Below are 19,869 nucleotides of genomic sequence, written 5' to 3'. Positions count from 1 at the left end.
TACTCATTCAGGTCTCAGTTCAAAAGGAGAAGCAGTATGGAGCTTTTTAAAGGAAGGAAGAAGCCGGAGAGTGTCGAAGTGGATCTCTCGGCGATCGACCGGGAATCAAAATATAAGATTTTTTCGCCGCAGGGGGAGAAGATTCTTCAGATATTTCTGACTGTGTTCGCGCTTTTTCAGCTGTATGCGTCCATTTCCAACAAGGTGCCGCTGCAGATACTGCGGTACACGCATCTGGGCTTTGCGATTTGTCTCGCTTTTCTTATCTATCCTGCAACGAAGAATGCGGATCGGAATAAGCTGCCGTGGTATGATTGTCTGCTGGCCGGGCTCTTTGCCTGTGTCATCGCCTACTTTGTGTTGAATTACAAGGCACTGCAATTCCGCGCAGGTGCATATACAATGATGGACACCGTGATGGCGGGGCTGGGTATCTTTTTGGTGCTCTGTGCCTGCTGGCGTGTGGTGGGGCCGCCCATCGTGATCATCGCATCCTGCTTCCTCATCTACGGGATAGTGGGGAAGTATATGGGAAGCTTTCTCCTGCACCGCGGCTTCAGTTTAAAGCGCATCATCACCCATCTCTTCATCACGACGGAGGGCGTCATAGGCAATCCGCTCGGTGTGTGCTCGACCTATATCTTTTTATTTATCCTCTTTGGTGCTTTTCTGGAGAAAACAGGGATTGGTCAGTTCTTCATAGACCTCGCAAACTCTCTGGCGGGCTGGGCGGCGGGCGGCCCCGCAAAGGTGGCGGTTCTGTCCTCTGCTCTGCAGGGAACGGTCTCAGGTTCCTCCGTGTCGAATACGGTTTCTACGGGCTCCTTTACCATTCCGCTGATGAAGTCGCTCGGCTACTCGCCCGAATTTGCCGGTGCGGTAGAGGCGGCGGCCTCAACCGGAGGTCAGATCATGCCGCCCGTTATGGGCTCGGCAGCCTTCCTCATCTCTGAGGCATGCGGCGTGCCGTACCGCGAGCTCATGCTGATTGCCATTATCCCGGCAGCTCTGTACTTTATCGGCATTTGGATCAGCGTACATCTGGAGGCAAAGCGCCTCGGTCTGAAGGGCTCGCCGCGGAGCGAGCTGCCGCGCCTCTGGCCGCTGATTCGCGACAAGGGGCACCTCATTCTGCCTCTGGCCGGAATCATCTACTTCATGCTCTCAGGTCTGACCATCACAAGAGCGGCACTCTTTGGCTGCCTGATCTGCATTATTGTTCCCTACCTCAGAAAGGGCACGCGGGTTCCGTTTTTGCAGATATTCACAGCACTTCCGCAGGCTGCAAGAAACGTGGTTTCGGTAGCGACCGCCTGCTCCACTGCTGGTATTATTATTGGCATGGTGACGCTCACCGGACTGGGGCAGAGAATCGGCTCCGGCATCTTCGATCTGGTCGGAAACAATGTATTTCTCGCACTGGTCTGCGCCATGTTTACCTCGCTGATACTTGGTATGGGCGTTTCCACGACCTCGAACTATCTGATCACCTCAACCATTGCGGCGCCGATCCTGATCAAGGCAGGAATTCCCATGCTGGCCTCCCATATGTTCTGCTTCTATTTTGGCATTGTGGCCGATATCACCCCGCCGGTGGCGCTTGCGGCCTATGCGGGCTCTGCGATTGCAAAGGGGAATGCCTTCAAGACAGGAGTGAATGCGACGAAGCTCGCCATTGCCGCCTTCCTGATCCCGTATATGTTTGCGCTGAATCCGAAGATGATCATGATAGGCGGAAGCTTTGCAGAGGCGCTGCCCATGGTGCTCACGGCGGTGATAGGTCTGGTGGGAATCGGTGCGGGCTTTATCGGCTATCTGAACGGGCCGGTGAATCCTGTTCTGCGTCTGGTTTCGCTGATCGGAGGCCTGTGCCTCGTGATCCCGGGGACTATGACGGACGGAGTAGGCATTGCATTGATCGCAATGGTTTTGCTGGTCAATCACTTTATGGATTCGAGGTCCAGGTGATAAGAGCAGCGTAAGAATTTTATTGTGACAGGAATAGAGCTGCCGCATCCCGGCGTGCACACGGTTTGAAAAGCACCTGTGCGCGGGATGCGGCAGCTTTTTATATTGCGATCATCTGAGATGAATCGTGAAGCACATTCCGTCTGCGCTGCGCGAGAAACTGTGGCGCAGCCCGTGCGGTAGGACAAAAGACCAGTCCACAGCATCATTAACAGCATACCCGATACCCCAGCGAGGGGAAAGAATGGGTATAACACTATAATACGAGGATGAAAATCCAATTTGATTTTATCGCTGATGATTTGATTTTTTCACTTATTCGTGACATGATAAGAAATATAGCAAAAGGAGGGCGAAGCTATGGCGGTAAGCTACAAGAAACTGTTCCATCTTATGATTGATAAGGGAATGACCAATGCTGAGCTGATGGAAAAAGGCGGCTTTAGTGCTAACATCATTACCCGATTAAAGCGTGATAACTATATAGCCTTAGAGAGCATTGAACGGATTTGCAATGCCCTCGATTGTGGCGTTGACGATATTCTGGAATTTATACCGAACGAAAAGGAGAAGGAAAAGCATGGTTGATACAAAGAAAGAACAAGAGCGTGACGAACTGCATCGTGCGATATGGGCAATCGCTGATGAACTTCGTGGTGCAGTTGACGGCTGGGATTTTAAGAACTATGTCCTCGGTACGATGTTTTACCGTTATATCTCCGAGAACCTGACCAATTATATCAATTCCGGTGAACAGGAAGCCGGAAATACCGATTTTGATTATGCCAAAATGCCCGATACCGATGCAGAAGAAGCTCGTGACGGCTTGGTAGAAGAAAAGGGCTTCTTTATTCTTCCGTCCGAGCTGTTTTGCAATGTCAATCTCAGCGCCGACAACGATGAAAACCTGAACGAAACCTTGGAGCGTGTATTCAACCATATTGAAAGTTCTGCAAAAGGCTCATCTTCTGAAAGCAGCTTCGCCGGACTGTTCGATGATTTTGATGTAAACAGCAATAAGCTCGGTTCTACCGTTGCAAAGAGAAATGAACGCCTTGCAAAACTTCTGCATGGTGTGGCTGATATGAACCTTGGTGATGTGAAGGATCATGATATTGATGCCTTTGGCGATGCCTATGAATATCTGATGACCATGTACGCATCTGGTGCAGGAAAATCCGGTGGCGAGTTCTTCACCCCTGCGGATGTCTCCGAATTGCTCACCAGACTTGGCACGGTGGGCAAGACTGAAATCAATAAAGTCTACGACCCTGCCTGCGGCTCTGGCTCTCTGCTTCTGAAAGCCGAAAAGGTTTTGGGCAGAGATGCCGTCAGAAACGGCTTTTATGGACAGGAAATCAATATCACTACTTACAACCTTTGCCGTATCAATATGTTCCTGCATGACGTTGGCTTTGATAAGTTTGATATTGCCTGCGAGGACACACTGACCGCACCGCAGCATTGGGACGATGAACCGTTTGAGCTGATCGTTTCCAATCCGCCCTATTCCATCAAGTGGGCTGGTGATGACAACCCTCTGCTGATTAACGATCCTCGTTTTTCTCCGGCTGGCGTTCTCGCACCGAAGTCTAAAGCCGACCTTGCCTTTATCATGCACTCCCTTTCGTGGCTGGCTACAGGCGGCACAGCAGCAATCGTCTGCTTCCCCGGCATTATGTACCGTGGCGGTGCAGAGCAGAAAATCAGAAAATACCTGATCGACAACAACTTTATTGATTGTATTATCCAGCTGCCGAGCAATCTGTTCTTTGGAACTTCTATTGCGACCTGCATTATGGTGCTGAAAAAGGGCAAAGCCGACAACAAAACACTCTTTATTGATGCTTCCGCTGAGTGTATCAAGGTAACGAACAACAACAAGCTGACACAAGAGAACATCGAAAGAATCGTAGACACCTTCGCCAATCGAGCCGAGGAAGCACACTTCTCTCATCTGGCAAGCTATGAGGAAATTGCGGACAATGATTATAATCTCTCCGTTTCCACCTATGTGGAAGCCGAGGACACCAGAGAGAAAATCGACATTGTAAAGCTTAATGCCGAGATTGAGAAAATCGTTGCCCGTGAACAGGTTCTTCGAGATGAAATCGCAAAGATTATTGCGGAAATCGAGGTGGGATGATGAAGAAGGACAAGCGTGAAATCAGCATTGTTCGTTCCTCCACTGCGGAATATCTGACATTTGTTGCCTCCACAGGCGCAGACGAAAAAAGCATAGAGATGCGTTATGAAGATGAAAATATCTGGCTGACGCAAAAAATGATGGCTTCTTTGTATGATGTGGATGTACGAACCATCAATGACCATATTAAAAAAATATATTCCGATTCAGAATTGGAGAAATCGGCAACTATCCGAAAATATCGGATAGTTCAAACGGAAGGTTCCCGTCAGGTTGCCCGCGAAGTAAATCATTATAATCTGCAAATGATTATTTCGGTTGGCTTCAAGGTGAATAACGAGCGAGCGGTGCAGTTTAGAAAATGGGCAAACCAGATTGTAAAAGATTACACCATTCAAGGTTGGGTTATGGACGATGACCGTCTGAAAAACAGCGGAACGGTGCTGACAAAAGAATACTTTGAAAAGCAACTGGAAAAAATCCGTGAGATTCGTCTTTCAGAACGAAAATTTTATCAGAAAATTACCGATATTTATGCCACGGCTTTGGACTACGACCCTTCTGCAGCGGCTACAAAACGCTTTTTTGCAGCGGTACAAAACAAATTGCATTACAGTGTTCATGGGCAAACGGCAGCCGAGGTTATCTATAACCGAGCGGATGCGGAAAAGGAGCATATGGGGCTTACCACATGGGACGGTTCGCCCAAAAGTAAAATTCATGCCTATGACGTTGTGGCAGCGAAAAACTATTTGACCGAAAAGGAGCTTTCCCAGTTGGGACGCATTGTTTCGGCATATCTGGATCTGGCAGAAGCACAGGCAGAGCGACACATTCCCATGACAATGGCAGATTGGGAAGCACGGCTGAATGGTTTTTTGAAGGTTTGGGACAGAGATGTATTACAAGATGCCGGAAAAATCTCCGCAGAGCTGGCAAAAAGCCACGCCCTGAGCGAGTTTGAAAAATATCGCATCGTGCAGGATCAGTTGTATCAAAGCGACTTCGACAGGATATTGCTGGAAGAAGCAGCGCCGAGTTTGCCGGAAGCGATTGAAACGGAAACCGGAAAGGAGGGTGAGGACGAATGAGCAATGAGAGAAAACAGAGCAAGTTGGACGAACTGATTCAGGAGTACTGCCCGGATGGGGTGGAACATAAGGAACTTCAAGCAATTCTAAAGATAAAAAATGGTAGTGATTATAAAGCGTATGGCGAAGGAGATATCCCTGTATATGGCTCAGGCGGAATAATGACCTATATTGACCGCTATGTGTATAATAAGCCTTCTGTTTTAATTCCCAGAAAAGGTTCTATTGATAAACTGTATTACGTAGATACCCCATTTTGGAACGTAGACACTATCTTTTATACCGAAATCAACACCTCGCTTGTTCATCCTCGCTATGTATACCACTGTTTATTGCGGGAGCATCTTGAAAAGTTGAACACAGCGGGTGGTGTGCCAAGCCTTACCCAAAAGGTACTGAACAAAGTTAAAATTCCTGTACCGCCTTTGGAGATACAGAGTGAAATTGTCCGTATTCTGGACAATTTCACGGAGCTTACAGCGGAGCTTACAGCGGAGCTTACAGCGGAGCTTACAGCGAGAAAGAAACAGTATGAATATTATAGGAATGTCTTGCTGACCTTTTCTAATGAAACCATAATGATGCCGATTGAGAATGTATGTAAAGGGCATTATGGAAAAGGAAACACAATCCCAAAAGATGGTGGCGAGTTCCCGGTATATGGGTGTAATGGTATCGTAGGAATGACATCAACTTATAATAGCGAAGATGCTCCTATTGTCGGGCATATTGGTTCTGCCGGCTCGGTTACTTGGGGCAAAGGAAAACATTATGTAACCTATAATGGAACAATTTGCGAGCCGGTTAGGGATAAGATAAATAGTCGCTATTTGTACCATCAGCTTGTAAATTTACACATTGAACGATATGTCAAAGGAAATCAGCCGTTTTTGTCATTTAGCGATTTTCAAAAAGTTAAGATTGCGGTTCCAGCCCTTGATGTTCAAGAACGCCTTGTTCATGTTTTGGATAACTTCGATGCCATCTGCTCTGACCTGAAAATCGGTCTGCCTGCTGAGATTGAAGCAAGACAAAAGCAGTACGAGTTCTATCGAGATGCCCTCTTGACTTACGCCGCAACCGGCAAGACAATCTTGACAGACAGACAGACAGACAGACAGACAGACAGACAGACAGACAGACAGACAGACAGACAGACAGACAGACAGACAGACAGACGAGCTTAATGGCTTGATTCTGCTTTGTCAATATGTTTTTGGTTATGTTTGTATTGAACTTGGTACCATTGGAAAGGTTTCCATGTGCAAGCGAATCATGAAAGCTGAAACAAGCACTACTGGTGATGTACCTTTCTTTAAGATTGGAACCTTCGGCAAAGAGCCGGATGCCTATATCTCCAGAGAAAAATTTGAGGAATATAGAGCAGCCTACGCTTATCCGAGAAAGGGCGATATTCTGATTTCTGCTGCCGGGACAATCGGTAGAACGGTTATTTTTAACGGAGAGGATGCTTACTATCAAGACTCCAACATCGTTTGGATTGCGAATGATGAGAGCGTTGTTCTGAACCGCTATCTATATTACTACTACCAACTGCAACCGTGGAATGTGTCCACTGGTGGAACAATCGCAAGGCTATATAATGATAATATCAGCAAAGCAAAAATTACTGTGCCATCCATTAACGAGCAGAAACGCATCGTAGGAATTCTTGACCGCTTTGACACTCTTTGCAACGATCTGAATTCCGGTTTGCCTGCCGAGATTGAAGCACGAACCAAGCAATACGAATATTACCGAGATAAACTGCTGAGTTTTCAGCAAAAATAAAAAACAAGGAGGATGCTGCATGAGCGCTTATAACATCATTGCCGCAAGCAATGAGAGCACCGTGGTCGCTGAATATACGCCGGAAAGCTCACGCTCTGACAGCTTTCAGAGCGAAGCGGCTCTTGAAAAAGAGTTCATCCGGCTGCTGACCACGCAAGGGTATGAGTACCTTACTATCCATGACGAGAGCAGTCTGATCACCAACCTCAGACGGCAGTTGGAGCTTTTGAACGATTACACCTTTACTGACAGCGAATGGAAGTGTTTCTTCACGGAGACCCTTGCCAATGCCAACGAGGGCATCGTTGAAAAGAGCCGCACCATTCAGACGGATCATGTAAAGGTACTCCGCAGGGATGATGGAACTTCTAAGAATATTCAGCTCATCGACAAAAAGAATATTCACAACAACCGCTTACAGGTCATCAACCAGTATGAGGAATCTGAGGGCAAGCACGATACACGCTATGATGTGACGATTCTGGTCAACGGACTGCCCCTTGTCCATGTGGAGCTGAAGCGCCGGGGCGTTGCCATCCGGGAAGCCTTTAACCAGATCAAGCGCTACCAGAGAGACAGCTTTTGGGCGGCGAGCGGCTTGTACGAGTATGTGCAGATTTTCATTATATCCAACGGAACGCACACCAAGTATTACTCCAACACTACCCGAAACAGCCATATCAAGGAAATGGGCGAATCTGCAAAACAGAAATCGAAGAAAACCAGCAACAGCTTTGAGTTTACTTCCTTCTGGGCAGACGGCAACAATAAGGTGATTGCCGACCTGATTGATTTTACAAAAACCTTCCTTGCCAAGCACACCATTCTGAATGTGCTGACCAAGTATTGTGTTTTCACAACGGAAGAAATTCTGATGGTCATGCGTCCCTATCAGATTGCAGCTACCGAGCGCATCCTGAACCGCATCGAGGTATCCACCAACTACAAGAAGATGGGAACACTGGATGCCGGAGGATACATCTGGCACACCACAGGAAGCGGCAAAACCCTGACTTCCTTCAAGACGGCACAGCTTGCTTCTGCACTTCCTTATGTGGACAAGGTTCTGTTTGTGGTGGATCGAAAAGACCTGGACTATCAGACCATGAAGGAATATGACCGCTTTGAAAAAGGCTCTGCCAACAGCAACGCTTCTACCAGAGTGTTGCAAAGGCAGCTTGAGGACAGGGACGAAAAAGGCGGCTACCACCAGTATAAAATCATCATCACCACCATCCAGAAGCTGGACAATTTTATCACAAAAAACAAGGGACACGAAGTGTTCAACAAGCATTGTGTTATCATCTTTGACGAGTGCCACCGCAGCCAGTTCGGAGATATGCACGCCAAAATTATCAAGGCGTTCAAGAAGTATCATCTGTTCGGCTTTACAGGCACACCGATTTTCGCCGCCAATGCAGGAAAAGGCAAGCACATGGAGCTGCTGACCACGCCGCAGACCTTTGGCGATCAGCTCCACACCTATACCATCGTGGATGCCATCAATGACGGCAATGTGCTTCCGTTCCGCATTGACTATGTGAATACGGTCAAGGAAAAAGAGAATATCAAGGACAAGAATGTTTCAGCAATCGACATTGAACGGGCAATGGGTGCGCCAGAGCGTATTCGGGAAATCGTTAAATACACGCTGGAGCATTTTGACCAGAAAACCAAACGCAACAGCTTCTATTCCTTGAAGGGCAAGCGGATGGCGGGCTTCAATGCCATGTTTGCTGTTAGCTCCATTCCCATGGCGATGAAGTATTACAAGGAGTTTCAGCGGCAGATTGCGGAGAATCACCGTCAGTTTACCATCGCAACGATTTTCAGTTGTTCTGCAAATGAGGATGACCCCGAAGATGTTCTGCAAGAGGAAGGCTTTGATACCGACACCCTCGACCAGACCTCCCGTGATTTCCTTGATAGTGCGATTCAGGATTACAACGATGCATTCAACACCAACTTTGATACTTCCTCGGACAAGTTCCAGAACTACTACAAAGACTTGTCCATGCGAGTGAAGAACCGGGAAGTGGATTTGCTGATCGTTGTAAATATGTTCCTCACGGGTTTTGATGCGACCACACTGAATACCCTGTGGGTGGACAAGAATCTCAAAATGCACGGGCTGATTCAAGCCTATTCCAGAACCAATCGCATCTTGAATTCCGTTAAAACCTACGGCAACATTGTCTGCTTCCGTGATTTGCAGAAGGCTACGGATGATGCAATCGCTCTCTTTGGAGATAAGAATGCAAGCGGCATTGTTCTGCTCAAGAGCTTCAATGATTACTGGAACGGCTACGAGGATAACCACGGGAAATATCATCCGGGCTATGTTGACCTGCTTGAAAAACTGGAAACGGAATTCCCTCTTGGTACTCAGATTGTCGGAGAACAGGCAGAGAAGGACTTTATCGGACTGTTCGGCACAATTCTCAGTATGAGAAATATTCTGTCGTCCTTTGACCAGTTTACAGAAATGGACAGCATTGCCGCACGAGATTTGCAGGATTATCAGAGTATCTATCTTGACCTCTATGACAAGTACCGCAGAAAGGAAGATGCTGAAAAAGAGGATATTACGGACGATATTGAATTTGAAATTGAACTGATTAAGCAGGTGGAAATCAATATCGACTACATATTGATGTTGGTTGAAAAATATCACGACGGCAACTGTAAAGATAAAGAAATCCTTGCTTCCATCCGCAAAGCAGTTGATGCAAGCATACAGCTTCGCAGCAAGAAGGATCTTATCGAAGCATTTATCAGCCATGTCAATGTGGATACGCAGGTCACTACGGACTGGCGGCGCTTTGTTCTGGAACAGGAAGAGAGTGATTTGACCGAGATCATCACAAGCGAAAAGTTGAAGTCGGAAGAAACCAGAAAGTTTGTTGATAATGCGTTCCGTGACGGAGCATTCAAAACGACAGGAACAGAAATCGACAAGCTCATGCCCCCGGTTTCACGCTTCGGCGGTGGTGGCAGAGCCAAGAAAAAGCAAGGTGTTATCGAAAAGCTGAAAGCCTTTTTCGAGAAATACTTCGGACTTGGAATTGCCGAATTTAGAGCGGAAGAACAGGAAAAGCCTGTCGTTTACGAAACCGAGCCAAGCTATCAGATGGTAGCTGAAGAATCTGCACCGTATGGAGCAAAAGACAATTAAATAATGCCCAAGCCAAAGGCGATCAACCGTAAAAAGTTGGTCGCTTTTGTTTTGCCCATTATCAGAAAGGAGAAGTTGCCTATGAGCGAAGAATTGGAAAAGCTGAGACACAAACAGTATGTTGCGGAGCGCAAGCTGACCGCAGCTAACTTTTGGGGCAGCACAAAAGCCGTCCGTCGATTGAGCTTCTCCGCAGGAGAGCTCGCGGTCGGACAGAAGATCAAGGCCGGCACGGAGGTTTTCCATGACGGTGAGGGAGCAGAGATTCAGGTCACAGCTTATGCAGTGTACCGCAACATGCAGGATATGCAGGTTCCGGAATATGTTGTGGTGCGAAGAGTCGGTGAAAAGGATGGGGGAGCGTTTGCTCTGTTGGACAGCTCCGGCCTCACCTGGAATTTCCAGAGAGAGACAGAGCTGAAGACCTACGGGAGAGATGAGGCAGTCTCTCTGACTGCACTGAAGGAAGGGCAGCGCTGCCTGATATTCCCGGACATCGAGGCCAGTGCAAAGCTGAGCGAGACACAGGTTGCGGGACAGAGCGTCCTCGTGCTTCCGTGAAAAGGTGTAGTTTAAGGGCTTGCGTCACTCCTCGTTGAAATAAAATTTCATGAATGCTATACTGGCGCAAGAGCTATTCTTACAGTCAGTGACAAAACAGAGGAGGGGCTATGGTAGGAGATTGCAGAGAGATTATTATGGGGAGGCTGCCGCAGCTCACAAGTAAGGAGACACGACTTGCGCAATATATACTGACGCACTATGAGGAGGTGCTGTACTACAATGTCTCCGAGCTCGCAAAAAACGCAAATGTTTCGGACGCGACGGTGGTGCGCTTCTGCAAGAGTGTAGGCTATCGGGGCTTTACAGATTTCAAAATGAATGCGGCGCGGGATCTGGTTCCGGTAGAGAAGCAGTTCGACCCCATCCTGGAGAAGGGGGATAATGTTGAGACTGTGTGCCGCAAGGTCTTTACCTCTGAGATCAATGTTCTGAACCGAACCCTGCTGGGCCTGGACCTGGAGATAATGAAACGGGTGGCAGAAAAGATATACAGGGCGAAGCGTCTGGCCTTTTTTGCCACAGGAGGAAGTCACGTTGTGGCCAAGGATGCGCAGCATAAGTTCCTGAAGATCGGGATGACAGCGATCGCGCACGATGATATCGATCTGCAGCTCATGTCTTCAGCGCTCCTGACCAGGGGAGATGTCGCAGTGTGTATTTCCTTTTCGGGCAGCAACTACCATGTGGTGAACTGCATGAAGGCGGCGAAGAAGAACGGAGCATACTGCATCGGCATCATCAGTCAGGTAAAGTCTCCGCTGGGGCGGCTGGTAAATGATGTGCTGTGCTCAGCCTATGATGAAACGATATTTCAGTCTGAATCCATCAGCACCAGAATTGCGCAGCTGGCCATCATAGATGCCATTGTAAATAATGTGGCCTTCTATGACTATGAAAAATTCAATCAGATGATAGGACGGACGAGAGAAGCTACCTCAGAGAGCAAGTACTGATCAGTAAAACAGAGAGAGGACGCAGATTGCTTGCGCTCTGTGGAGATGGAAACGAATAGAATAAAGTGCAGGTGCGGGAGATGCAGGTCCTGGAGAATGGGCGGCATCTCCCGTTTTGACGCCGCCGTCTGAAAAAATGTTACAAAAATCATGACTTAGCTTTAACACTATAACCAAAAATTTCAAAAATAAAAGAAAAGACTTGAAATAATATTTCTAAAGAACTAATATAATTTCAAGAAATAAAGAAATATTATTACATGAAACAGCTAAGATCGCTTGATCGGGAGGAGAGCGAAAGATGAAGGCAGTTATTTTACACGGTCCTGAGAATTATCCTAACAACTATGAAGTCATGGATATCGAAAAACCGGTTTGCGGAGATGGAGATATTCTCCTGAAGATGAAGGCGGCGGCACTCTGCGGCACAGATAAGAGGATTTTCACCGGTGCAAAGACCAAGGGGGTTCGTCCGGATTCCGTTGTCGGACATGAGATCTGCGGTCTGATTGAGGAGGTCGGAAAAAATGTCCGGGGCTATGAGGTCGGAGAAAAGGTTGCCATCGCAAATGTAATTCCCTGCGGACACTGCTCCGCCTGTCTTTCCGGCCGTGAGAATGCCTGCATGAATCGCAAGGCTATCGGCTATGAGTTCAATGGCGGCTTTGAGGAGTATATCCGAATTCCGGATGTCTGTATTGAGAGCGGAAATGTCGTGAAGCTTCCGGAGAGCGTGAGCTTTGCCGCGGGAGCTCTCATCGAGCCGTTGGCATGCTGCATCCGCGGTCTTCGCAACACGGGGACGGGCTTTAATGATACCGTGCTGATTATTGGCGCGGGGCCGATAGGTCTGATGCACCTGCAGCTCTCTCTGATTGCCGGGGCGAAGAAGGTCATCGTCTCTGAGCTGGATGCGGAGAAGCGTGAGCTGGCACTGAAGCTCGGCGCAAGCCGTGTGGTAGATTCAAAGAATGAGGATCTGCATGCGGCGATTATGGAGGAGACAGCAGAAGAGGGGGTGGACCGCATTGTTATGGCGATCGGCGTGAACGCTCTGATCGATTCCACCTTCAAGCTTGCAAAAAAGGGTGGAACAGTGTGCCTCTTCGCGGGCTTCCCGAAGGGGAAGATCAGCGAATTCGATCCCAGCGTTATTCACTACAATGAGTTGAATATTACCGGAAGCACTGCGTACAAGAGGATTGATTATCTTCAGGCGGCGGATATGGTGAAGACCGGCAAGATAGATCTGGATGCGATTGTATCTCAGAAGTTTAAGCTGGACGATTTCCGCGAGGCCCTGGATCTCCACATGGCAGGAACAGCGTTGAAGATTGTCATTGAGGACTGAGCAGGAACCTGGCGTATCGCGTATCAGGAAAAGCAGCTATCAACTGTAGAGAGTCTATATAAAAGGAGAAAAATTATGGTAGAACCGATGTATGCAATGGGCAAGGCAGTCAGACTGGCAAGAATGGTAAATCCGGAGAGCAACAAGATGATGGCCATCACGGTGGATCATGCGACCTCCAGAGGCATCGCGCCGATGACAGGAATTCATGATATTCAGGGCGCGATTGATAAGATCGTCGCGGGCTGCCCGGATGCGATGACCATGACCGGCGGTATCCAGAAGCGCTGCTGGGGCCCGCATGTGGGTTCCGGTATCTCTATTCTTCACAAGATTTCAAACTATGCGCCGACTTCCCCGACCAGCGATGTAGTGTTCGGATCGGTTGATGCCGCAGTCCGCATGGGCGCAGATGCTGTATCCCTTGGCTGCATTACCCTCGGAGATTTTCAGAATGAGCAGTTCGAGAGAATTGGCGAGATCTCCGAGTACTGCGATGAGATCGGAATGCCGCTGATCGGTCATGTATACCCGAAGGGCGAGAGCGTACCGAAGGATCAGAGAGCCAGCTGGGAGAATATCGCTTACTGCGCGAGAAGCGCCTGCGAGCTCGGCCTGGATGTCGTGAAGACGACCTATACCGGAGATCCGGAGAGCATGGCAAAGGTGATCTCCTGCGTTCCCTCCTCCTTCCGCGTTGTGATTCAGGGCGGTGATACGCCGGCGGGCCTTGAGGGAGATGCGCTGCTGGATTACTACATGGCTATGACCAGAGATGCTCTGGACGCCGGCTGCGGCGGTGTTACCATGGGCCGCTGGGTATGGGATGCGGAGGATGTCACCGCACTGGTGATCGCACTGCGCAGACTGATTCACAAGGGCTACAACGCAAAGCAGTGCATGGAACTCTACAAGACAGTCAAGAGTGAGAAGAATTACAAGGACTACGAGATTCTCTGATTCAGGTGACAGACTTCGGAATAGAAGAGGGGCGAGATGTCTAAGTATTTGTTGGGAGTGGATGTCGGGACAACCAGCCTGAAGGTGGCTGTGATCGATGAAAATGCGAGGCTGCTTGGGATAGGCACCAGTAAGTACAGGCTTATCACTCCGGATCAGTGCTCTGTACAGATTGATGCGGAGAGCATGTGGAATGCGTTTTTGACCTGCGTCCGTCTCCTTCGGGATGGGAAGGGGATTGAACTTTCCAAAGTTTGCGGAATCAGTATTTCGTCCCTCTGTCCGGGGCTTGTGGCGCTGGGAGAGCATGGAGAGGTGGTGGTGGAGCCGATCATCTACTCGGATCGGCGAAGCACGGAGGAAGCCGAGCTGATACTGGAAAATGTCGGCGCAGAGGAGCTGTTTCGCATTACGGCGAACGGGTCCATGGCCGGAGCGTTCTCCGGATCCTCGATGCTCTGGATCAAGCGTCATCTCCCGGAGGCCTATCAGAAGACAAAGTATTTCGGGCATTTGAATACCTTCCTTGTGCAGAGAATGACAGGTGAGGTGGCGATCGATTATTCCAATGCGTCTTATACCAATCTCTTTGAGACGTCCGGCGGAAAACAGTGGTCCGACCTGCTCTGTGAGAAGATCGGGATCGCGCGGGAGAAGCTCCCGGAGCTCCGCGAGGCGACAGAGCTTGTGGGCGGGCTCATTCATCCGGACCTGATTCGACTCGGTATTCCGGAGGGCACGCCGGTGGCGACGGGCGGCGCAGATACGCCGTGCGCGACACTGGCAGCAGGGGTCACCAGGGCGGGAGATGTCTGTGAGTCGGTAGGCACGACGGACGTGCTGACTGTCTGCATCGACCGCCCGGTCTTTGACAGAGGCTTTATCAATCGCTGTCACGTGGTGCCGGGAACCTGGATCTATCAGGGTGCAATGTCCTTTGCGGGTGCGGCCAATGACTGGTTTCTGAATCAGTTTTATGGTGACCTGTTGGAGAAGGCGGGCAGCCGCAAGGACGCCTTTACACAGATGAATATCGAGGCGGATCAGGCGAATCCCGGCTGTGACGGTGTGGTGTTTCTGCCATATATGCTGGGAGAGAGAAGCCCGATCTGGGATCCTTATGCGAGAGGCGTTTTCTTTGGACTTTCGTTACAGACGACCCGGAGAGAGATGAATCGCGCGGTGCTGGAGGGCTGTGGTTATGGTCTGCGTCAGCTCACAGGTATTGCAGAGCGCATCACAGGAAACCGGATCAGCAAGTTCATCTCGATCGGCGGCGGCGCGAAGAGCGATACTTGGGCGCAGATCAAGGCGGACATAACAGGAAAAGAGATAGAAGTGCTGGACATGAATGATATGGCCCCGGTAGGCGCGGCATTGCTCGCGGGAGTTGGAGCCGGTGTGTTCCGGGATGTTCAGGAGGCTTCATCTAAAGTTGAGAAGAAGATTCACAGGCACTTTCAACCGAATCATGAGAGCGATGCAATCTATGCACAGAGGTATCAGACCTATATCAGCCTATATCCGGCGCTGAAGGATATCTTCCGCAACAATGTTCAGGGTTGTGCACAGTGAGTAAACACTGGTAAAGAAACAATAAAAGCTTAAAGCTTAAAGGAGAATAAAATGAAAAAGAATGTATTGGCTACGATGATGGCAGGCATTATGGTCTGCATGAGCCTCGCGGCTTGCGGAGGTTCTGGAACAGCTGCAACGACGACTGCGGCAGCGGCGGCGGGTGCAGAGAGCAGCGCGGAGCAGGCAGCTCCGGCGGCGAATGCCACCAAGATCACAATTTCCGTTCCGGATCCGGAGGCTTCGTATATTTACGCTGCTGCAACCGAGTTTGCAAATCGTGCGATGGAGTATTCCAACGGAACTCTGGATATCAGCATTTCCGGAAATGGTTCCCTCTATGGAGGCGATACCGCAGCGGGCATCAAGCAGCTTGGCGCGGGTTCTCTTCAGATGCTAATCCTTGCTTCTTCTGTGTACGCAAGCTTTGAGCCCGGATTCAATGTGATCTCCGTACCTTACATGTTTGATGACCAGAAGCAGCTCCTTGAATACCTGAACAGCGAGACCGCGGACGAGCTCTTCAACCGTGTCAACAGCATGGGAATCAATGTTGTCGGCAAGTGGACCAGATCCTTCCGCGAGGTCACGAACTCCAAGAGAGCCATCACCAGCCCGGAGGACCTGAAAGGGCTTGTGCTTCGCGTCCCCAACAACTCTCTCTATGTAGAGTTCTTCACCGCCTGCGGTGCAGTAACCACTCCGATGAACTTCTCCGAGGTCTATAATGCACTTCAGCTCAACACGCTGGATGGACAGGAGAACCCGGTTGATGTACCGTATTCCAACAAGTTCTATGAAGTTCAGAAGTATATCTCCTTCACCAACCACATGGCAGATGCCTGGGTGGTCGGCATCAACGGCAAGTTCTTCGATTCCCTCACACAGGAGCAGAAGGATGCGATCATGAAGGCCGGTGAAGAGGTTCAGCAGTGGAATGTAGACATGATGGCGGAGCAGGATCAGGTTGCGCTGAAGACTCTGACCGACAACGGTATGGAGGCAAATGAGCTGAGCGATGAGGCAAAGCAGCAGTTCATCGACATTTCCCGCTCCTGCTATCCGAAGTTCAAGGAGCTGATCAAGGATGATGCACTCTTTGATGCGACTGCAAAGTTCACAGGCAGAGAGTAAGCAATAAGAATAGTTTACACAGATTCTCCCGACTCGCGCGTCCTTCTCTCGCAGAGGGACGCGCGGCTGCAGGGAGAGGGAAAATATCAGCCGATATCTGGAGGCAGAGATGGAAAGAAAAAAATCGAAGCTGTCGGGCTTCTTCGACATTGTGAATAAAATGGAAGATTTTGTGCTGGCAGTTCTGGTGATCGGCATGATCGTGGTCATTATACTGCAAATTCTCGGACGTATCACAGGACATCCTTTTCCGTGGACGGAGGAATCCTCCCGGTATCTCTTCCTGTGGATGATGTTTGTCGCGCTGGCGGCAGGCTTCAACCGCTGCGAGTCCTCGAGAGTCACACTGTTTTTGCAGCTGGGGCCAAAGTGGCTCAAAAAGCTCAGTGAGTTTCTGTATGCACTGATTGTTCTGGGCTTCTTTGTCTTCATGTTTGTGTGCGGTATGCAGGTCGTACAGCAGCAGGTTCAGTTCCACGAGACCGGAACCGCTATCCTGATACCCATGTGGATCATCGGCATCTGTCAGCCAATTGGTGCGGTGCTTGGTTTTATAGGAACGCTGCAGAGTTTTATGGAGTACAGAGATAAGGTCAGAATCGGCGACAAAGAGACGGAAAAAATGAAAGCCTTAGAGAATGAGGGGTGATGGATATGAGTATGAGCCTGGGAATTATGCTGCTTTTCATGATTCTGATGTTTCTGGGCGTGCCGATCGCCGTGTCGCTCGGCGCTGCCTCTGTTCTCTGCATGGCGGCGATGACACAGATGCCTCTCAGCATGGCGACGCAGTCCATGCTGACCGCGATGAATTCCTTCATCATGGTCGCAGTTCCGCTCTTTATACTCTGTGGCTCCCTGATGGATGAGGGGGGGATCGCGGATCGCATCTATGATCTGGCGGAGGCCTCTGTCGGCTGGATCTATGGCGGTCTTGGGCATGTATCGGTCGTTGTGAACATGCTGTTTGCGGGAATGTCCGGCTCCTCTGTCGCGGCGATTGCATCTATTGGAAAAATGTCCATCAATGCGCTGGAGAAGAAGGGCTACCCGAAGGACTACGCGACAGCGATCAACCTGTCCGGCTCCATGCTGGCATCGGTTATTCCGCCGAGTATTCTGATGATTAATGCGGCGGCTACAGGTAATGTTTCCATCGGCCAGGCACTGCTTGCAGGTTTTATTCCGGGTATTATTATCGGTCTTATCTTTATGATCTATAATTATCTCTACTGCAAGAAGCATGGCATCGGTGACCGCATTCCGTTTGAGTCCAAGAAGCTGGGAAGGGCATTTGTGAGAGCCATTCCGGCGCTGTTGACCCCGGTTATTCTGTTGGGCGGCGTTTACACGGGCATCTATACGCCGACAGAAGGCGCCGCCATCGCGGTGGTCTATACCTGTTTTGTCTCCATCTATGTATTTAAAAACCTGCGCTGGAGAGACATTCCGCGCATCATGATCAAGAACGCCCGTTCCACCGGAACCATTCTCTTTGTCGCAATCGCGGCGAAGCCGGCCTCTGTTCTCTTTGAGCTGGATGGCCTGCCCAGTACGGTGGCCCGCATGATAGCCGGAATCTCCAGTAACCGCGTTGTGATTCTGATGGTTCTGTATCTGTTCCTGATTGTCGTGGGAATGTTTATGGATGCGACAGCTGCGATCTTCATCCTGGTTCCGATTTTGCTTCCGGCGGTTCAGGCAGTTGGCGTATCGCCTCTGTTCTTTGTAGTATTCCTTGTCATCACGCTTTCCTTTGGACTGATCACACCTCCGGTCGGTGTATGTCTGTATGCGGCTGAAAATGTGACCGGTCTTCCGCTGGAGAAGATCATCAAGGCTTCTGTTCCATGGATACTGCTGATTGCGATCTCACTGGTGATCTTTATTCTGTTCCCGCAGATTATTGAGGTACCTGTAGCACTGGTTTTTAGATAAAATAGAAGAAATAGAAATGGAGGTGCCGGAATGAAAATTGTAGTGCTGGACGGTTATACGGAAAATCCCGGAGATCTGAGCTGGGAGGAGCTGGAAAAGCTCGGAGAACTGAGAGTCTATGACAGGACCGCGACAGAGGAGTCGCCGTTGATTGCGGAGAGAATTGCCGATGCAGATATCGTCATCACAAATAAAACGCCGATCTCTCAGAAGACCATAGATCAGTGCCCGAGTGTGAAGCTCATTGCGATGCTTGCGACCGGCTACAATGTCGTGGACTATAATTATGCGGCGGAAAAGAAGATTCCTGTGGTCAATGTGCCGACCTACGGGACGCAGATCGTCGGCCAGTATGCAGTGGGGCTGCTGCTGGAGATCTGCTCTCACTACGGTCACCACGATGCGACTGTGAAGGAAGGAAAGTGGGAGCACAATCAGGACTGGTGCTACTGGGACTACCCGATGATTGAGCTCTACGGAAAGACCGCAGGCATTATCGGTCTCGGAAGAATAGGTCAGGCGACAGCGCGTATTCTGAATGCGATGGATATGAAGGTGCTCGCCTACGATGCGTTTGAGTCTGAGGCGGGAAAGAAGCTCGCGGAGTATGTATCGCTGGAACGTCTCCTCGCGGAGTCGGATGTCATCTTCCTGCACTGCCCGCTCTTCCCGAGCACACAGGGCATTATCAACAGGGACAATATCGCGAAGATGAAGGACGGCGTGATTATCATCAATAACAGCCGTGGTCAGCTGGTTGTGGAGCGGGATCTTGCGGATGCGCTGAACAGCGGGAAGGTCTATGCAGCTGGTCTGGACGTCGTTTCCACGGAGCCGATTCGCGGAGACAATCCGCTGCTGAAAGCGAAGAACTGCATCATTACCCCGCATATCTCCTGGGCGGCACAGGCGGCGCGTCAGCGCATCATGGATATTACGGTGGGCAATGTGAAGGCATTTATTGAGGGGAAGCCGGTCAATGTGGTGAATCTCTGAGCTGCCCTGGAGACGGCAGGACTATGCAGTCAAAGACTGCCTGATACAGTGCAGCTGTAGTTTTGACGACAAAATCCATCGAGCGGCAGCGAGATGGTATCAGGTGTTTTAGAAAAGCTTGGATTATCAATTGCAGCGGCAGTTTTTGGGCACAGAGCTGTGCTTATGAAACTGCCGCGATATTTTTGCGCAGCGATGAAAGCCAAACGGAATAATATGCTATATTT

General features: G+C 49.7%; 16 protein-coding genes. All 16 read left to right on the top strand.

Annotated features, from left to right (window positions below; genetic code table 11):
• The first annotated feature begins 36 nt into the window (after nt 1-36).
• Entirely contained in the window at nt 37-1,968 is a 1,932-nt protein-coding gene (locus J2S20_RS07735; protein ID WP_307254756.1) for a TRAP transporter permease, read from the top strand.
• A gap of 360 nt (nt 1,969-2,328) precedes the next feature.
• Complete coding sequence (locus tag J2S20_RS07730) at nt 2,329-2,556, top strand: helix-turn-helix domain-containing protein (RefSeq protein ID WP_307254754.1); 228 nt, start codon at nt 2,329-2,331, stop codon at nt 2,554-2,556.
• Complete coding sequence (locus J2S20_RS07725; RefSeq protein WP_307254753.1) at nt 2,549-4,114, top strand: type I restriction-modification system subunit M; 1,566 nt, start codon at nt 2,549-2,551, stop codon at nt 4,112-4,114. The genes J2S20_RS07730 and J2S20_RS07725 overlap by 8 nt, the downstream gene beginning before the upstream one ends.
• Nucleotides 4,114-5,205, top strand: coding sequence for a virulence RhuM family protein (locus tag J2S20_RS07720; protein ID WP_307254751.1), 1,092 nt, complete (start codon nt 4,114-4,116; stop codon nt 5,203-5,205). Before J2S20_RS07725 ends, J2S20_RS07720 begins: the two co-directional genes overlap by 1 nt.
• The gene (locus J2S20_RS07715; RefSeq protein WP_307254749.1) at nt 5,202-6,392 is read left to right on the top strand and encodes a restriction endonuclease subunit S; all 1,191 of its coding nucleotides are present in this window, start codon (nt 5,202-5,204) and stop codon (nt 6,390-6,392) included. Before J2S20_RS07720 ends, J2S20_RS07715 begins: the two co-directional genes overlap by 4 nt.
• 4 nt (nt 6,393-6,396) lie before the next feature.
• Complete coding sequence (locus J2S20_RS07710) at nt 6,397-6,996, top strand: restriction endonuclease subunit S (RefSeq protein ID WP_307254748.1); 600 nt, start codon at nt 6,397-6,399, stop codon at nt 6,994-6,996.
• A gap of 19 nt (nt 6,997-7,015) precedes the next feature.
• Nucleotides 7,016-10,171 carry a type I restriction endonuclease subunit R gene (locus J2S20_RS07705; RefSeq protein WP_307254746.1) on the top strand — a complete coding sequence of 1,052 codons (3,156 nt, stop codon included), beginning with the start codon at nt 7,016-7,018 and terminating at the stop codon, nt 10,169-10,171.
• A gap of 81 nt (nt 10,172-10,252) precedes the next feature.
• Complete coding sequence (locus tag J2S20_RS07700; RefSeq protein WP_307254744.1) at nt 10,253-10,732, top strand: hypothetical protein; 480 nt, start codon at nt 10,253-10,255, stop codon at nt 10,730-10,732.
• 110 nt (nt 10,733-10,842) lie between these two features.
• A complete protein-coding gene (locus J2S20_RS07695; protein ID WP_307254742.1) occupies nt 10,843-11,688 on the top strand; it encodes a MurR/RpiR family transcriptional regulator in 846 nt (281 codons plus the stop codon).
• A gap of 301 nt (nt 11,689-11,989) precedes the next feature.
• Nucleotides 11,990-13,039: a zinc-binding dehydrogenase gene (locus tag J2S20_RS07690; RefSeq protein ID WP_307254740.1), complete on the top strand. Its 1,050-nt coding sequence runs from the start codon at nt 11,990-11,992 to the stop codon at nt 13,037-13,039.
• A 75-nt stretch (nt 13,040-13,114) separates the two neighbouring features.
• The gene (locus J2S20_RS07685) at nt 13,115-13,999 is read left to right on the top strand and encodes a class I fructose-bisphosphate aldolase (RefSeq protein WP_211292193.1); all 885 of its coding nucleotides are present in this window, start codon (nt 13,115-13,117) and stop codon (nt 13,997-13,999) included.
• 36 nt (nt 14,000-14,035) lie between these two features.
• The gene (locus J2S20_RS07680) at nt 14,036-15,574 is read left to right on the top strand and encodes a xylulokinase (RefSeq protein ID WP_106612130.1); all 1,539 of its coding nucleotides are present in this window, start codon (nt 14,036-14,038) and stop codon (nt 15,572-15,574) included.
• A 51-nt stretch (nt 15,575-15,625) separates the two neighbouring features.
• Nucleotides 15,626-16,708, top strand: coding sequence for a DctP family TRAP transporter solute-binding subunit (locus tag J2S20_RS07675; RefSeq protein ID WP_307254736.1), 1,083 nt, complete (start codon nt 15,626-15,628; stop codon nt 16,706-16,708).
• A 109-nt stretch (nt 16,709-16,817) separates the two neighbouring features.
• The gene (locus tag J2S20_RS07670; RefSeq protein WP_307254734.1) at nt 16,818-17,357 is read left to right on the top strand and encodes a TRAP transporter small permease; all 540 of its coding nucleotides are present in this window, start codon (nt 16,818-16,820) and stop codon (nt 17,355-17,357) included.
• On the top strand, nt 17,357-18,646 hold the full coding sequence (locus J2S20_RS07665; RefSeq protein WP_307254732.1) for a TRAP transporter large permease: 1,290 nt from the start codon (nt 17,357-17,359) through the stop codon (nt 18,644-18,646). The genes J2S20_RS07670 and J2S20_RS07665 overlap by 1 nt, the downstream gene beginning before the upstream one ends.
• A gap of 30 nt (nt 18,647-18,676) precedes the next feature.
• Nucleotides 18,677-19,642 (top strand): D-2-hydroxyacid dehydrogenase, encoded by a 966-nt coding sequence (locus J2S20_RS07660; RefSeq protein WP_307254730.1) that lies wholly within the window; start codon nt 18,677-18,679, stop codon nt 19,640-19,642.
• Nucleotides 19,643-19,869: the final 227 nt, after the last annotated feature.

Source organism: Moryella indoligenes (genome assembly GCF_030812885.1).
GTDB lineage: Bacteria > Bacillota > Clostridia > Lachnospirales > Lachnospiraceae > Moryella > Moryella indoligenes.
This window is presented reverse-complemented; position numbering and strand designations above follow the sequence as displayed.

Bases quoted from the DNA above. Each gene is read 5' to 3' on its own strand.
- J2S20_RS07690 (WP_307254740.1), top strand. From the start codon at position 11,990: ATGAAGGCAGTTATTTTACACGGTCCTGAGAATTATCCTAACAACTAT.
- J2S20_RS07680 (WP_106612130.1), top strand. From the start codon at position 14,036: ATGTCTAAGTATTTGTTGGGAGTGGATGTCGGGACAACCAGCCTGAAG.
- J2S20_RS07735 (WP_307254756.1), top strand. From the start codon at position 37: ATGGAGCTTTTTAAAGGAAGGAAGAAGCCGGAGAGTGTCGAAGTGGAT.
- J2S20_RS07665 (WP_307254732.1), top strand. From the start codon at position 17,357: ATGGATATGAGTATGAGCCTGGGAATTATGCTGCTTTTCATGATTCTG.
- J2S20_RS07715 (WP_307254749.1), top strand. From the start codon at position 5,202: ATGAGCAATGAGAGAAAACAGAGCAAGTTGGACGAACTGATTCAGGAG.
- J2S20_RS07675 (WP_307254736.1), top strand. From the start codon at position 15,626: ATGAAAAAGAATGTATTGGCTACGATGATGGCAGGCATTATGGTCTGC.
- J2S20_RS07700 (WP_307254744.1), top strand. From the start codon at position 10,253: ATGAGCGAAGAATTGGAAAAGCTGAGACACAAACAGTATGTTGCGGAG.
- J2S20_RS07660 (WP_307254730.1), top strand. From the start codon at position 18,677: ATGAAAATTGTAGTGCTGGACGGTTATACGGAAAATCCCGGAGATCTG.
- J2S20_RS07670 (WP_307254734.1), top strand. From the start codon at position 16,818: ATGGAAAGAAAAAAATCGAAGCTGTCGGGCTTCTTCGACATTGTGAAT.
- J2S20_RS07695 (WP_307254742.1), top strand. From the start codon at position 10,843: ATGGTAGGAGATTGCAGAGAGATTATTATGGGGAGGCTGCCGCAGCTC.
- J2S20_RS07730 (WP_307254754.1), top strand. From the start codon at position 2,329: ATGGCGGTAAGCTACAAGAAACTGTTCCATCTTATGATTGATAAGGGA.
- J2S20_RS07725 (WP_307254753.1), top strand. From the start codon at position 2,549: ATGGTTGATACAAAGAAAGAACAAGAGCGTGACGAACTGCATCGTGCG.
- J2S20_RS07720 (WP_307254751.1), top strand. From the start codon at position 4,114: ATGAAGAAGGACAAGCGTGAAATCAGCATTGTTCGTTCCTCCACTGCG.
- J2S20_RS07685 (WP_211292193.1), top strand. From the start codon at position 13,115: ATGGTAGAACCGATGTATGCAATGGGCAAGGCAGTCAGACTGGCAAGA.
- J2S20_RS07705 (WP_307254746.1), top strand. From the start codon at position 7,016: ATGAGCGCTTATAACATCATTGCCGCAAGCAATGAGAGCACCGTGGTC.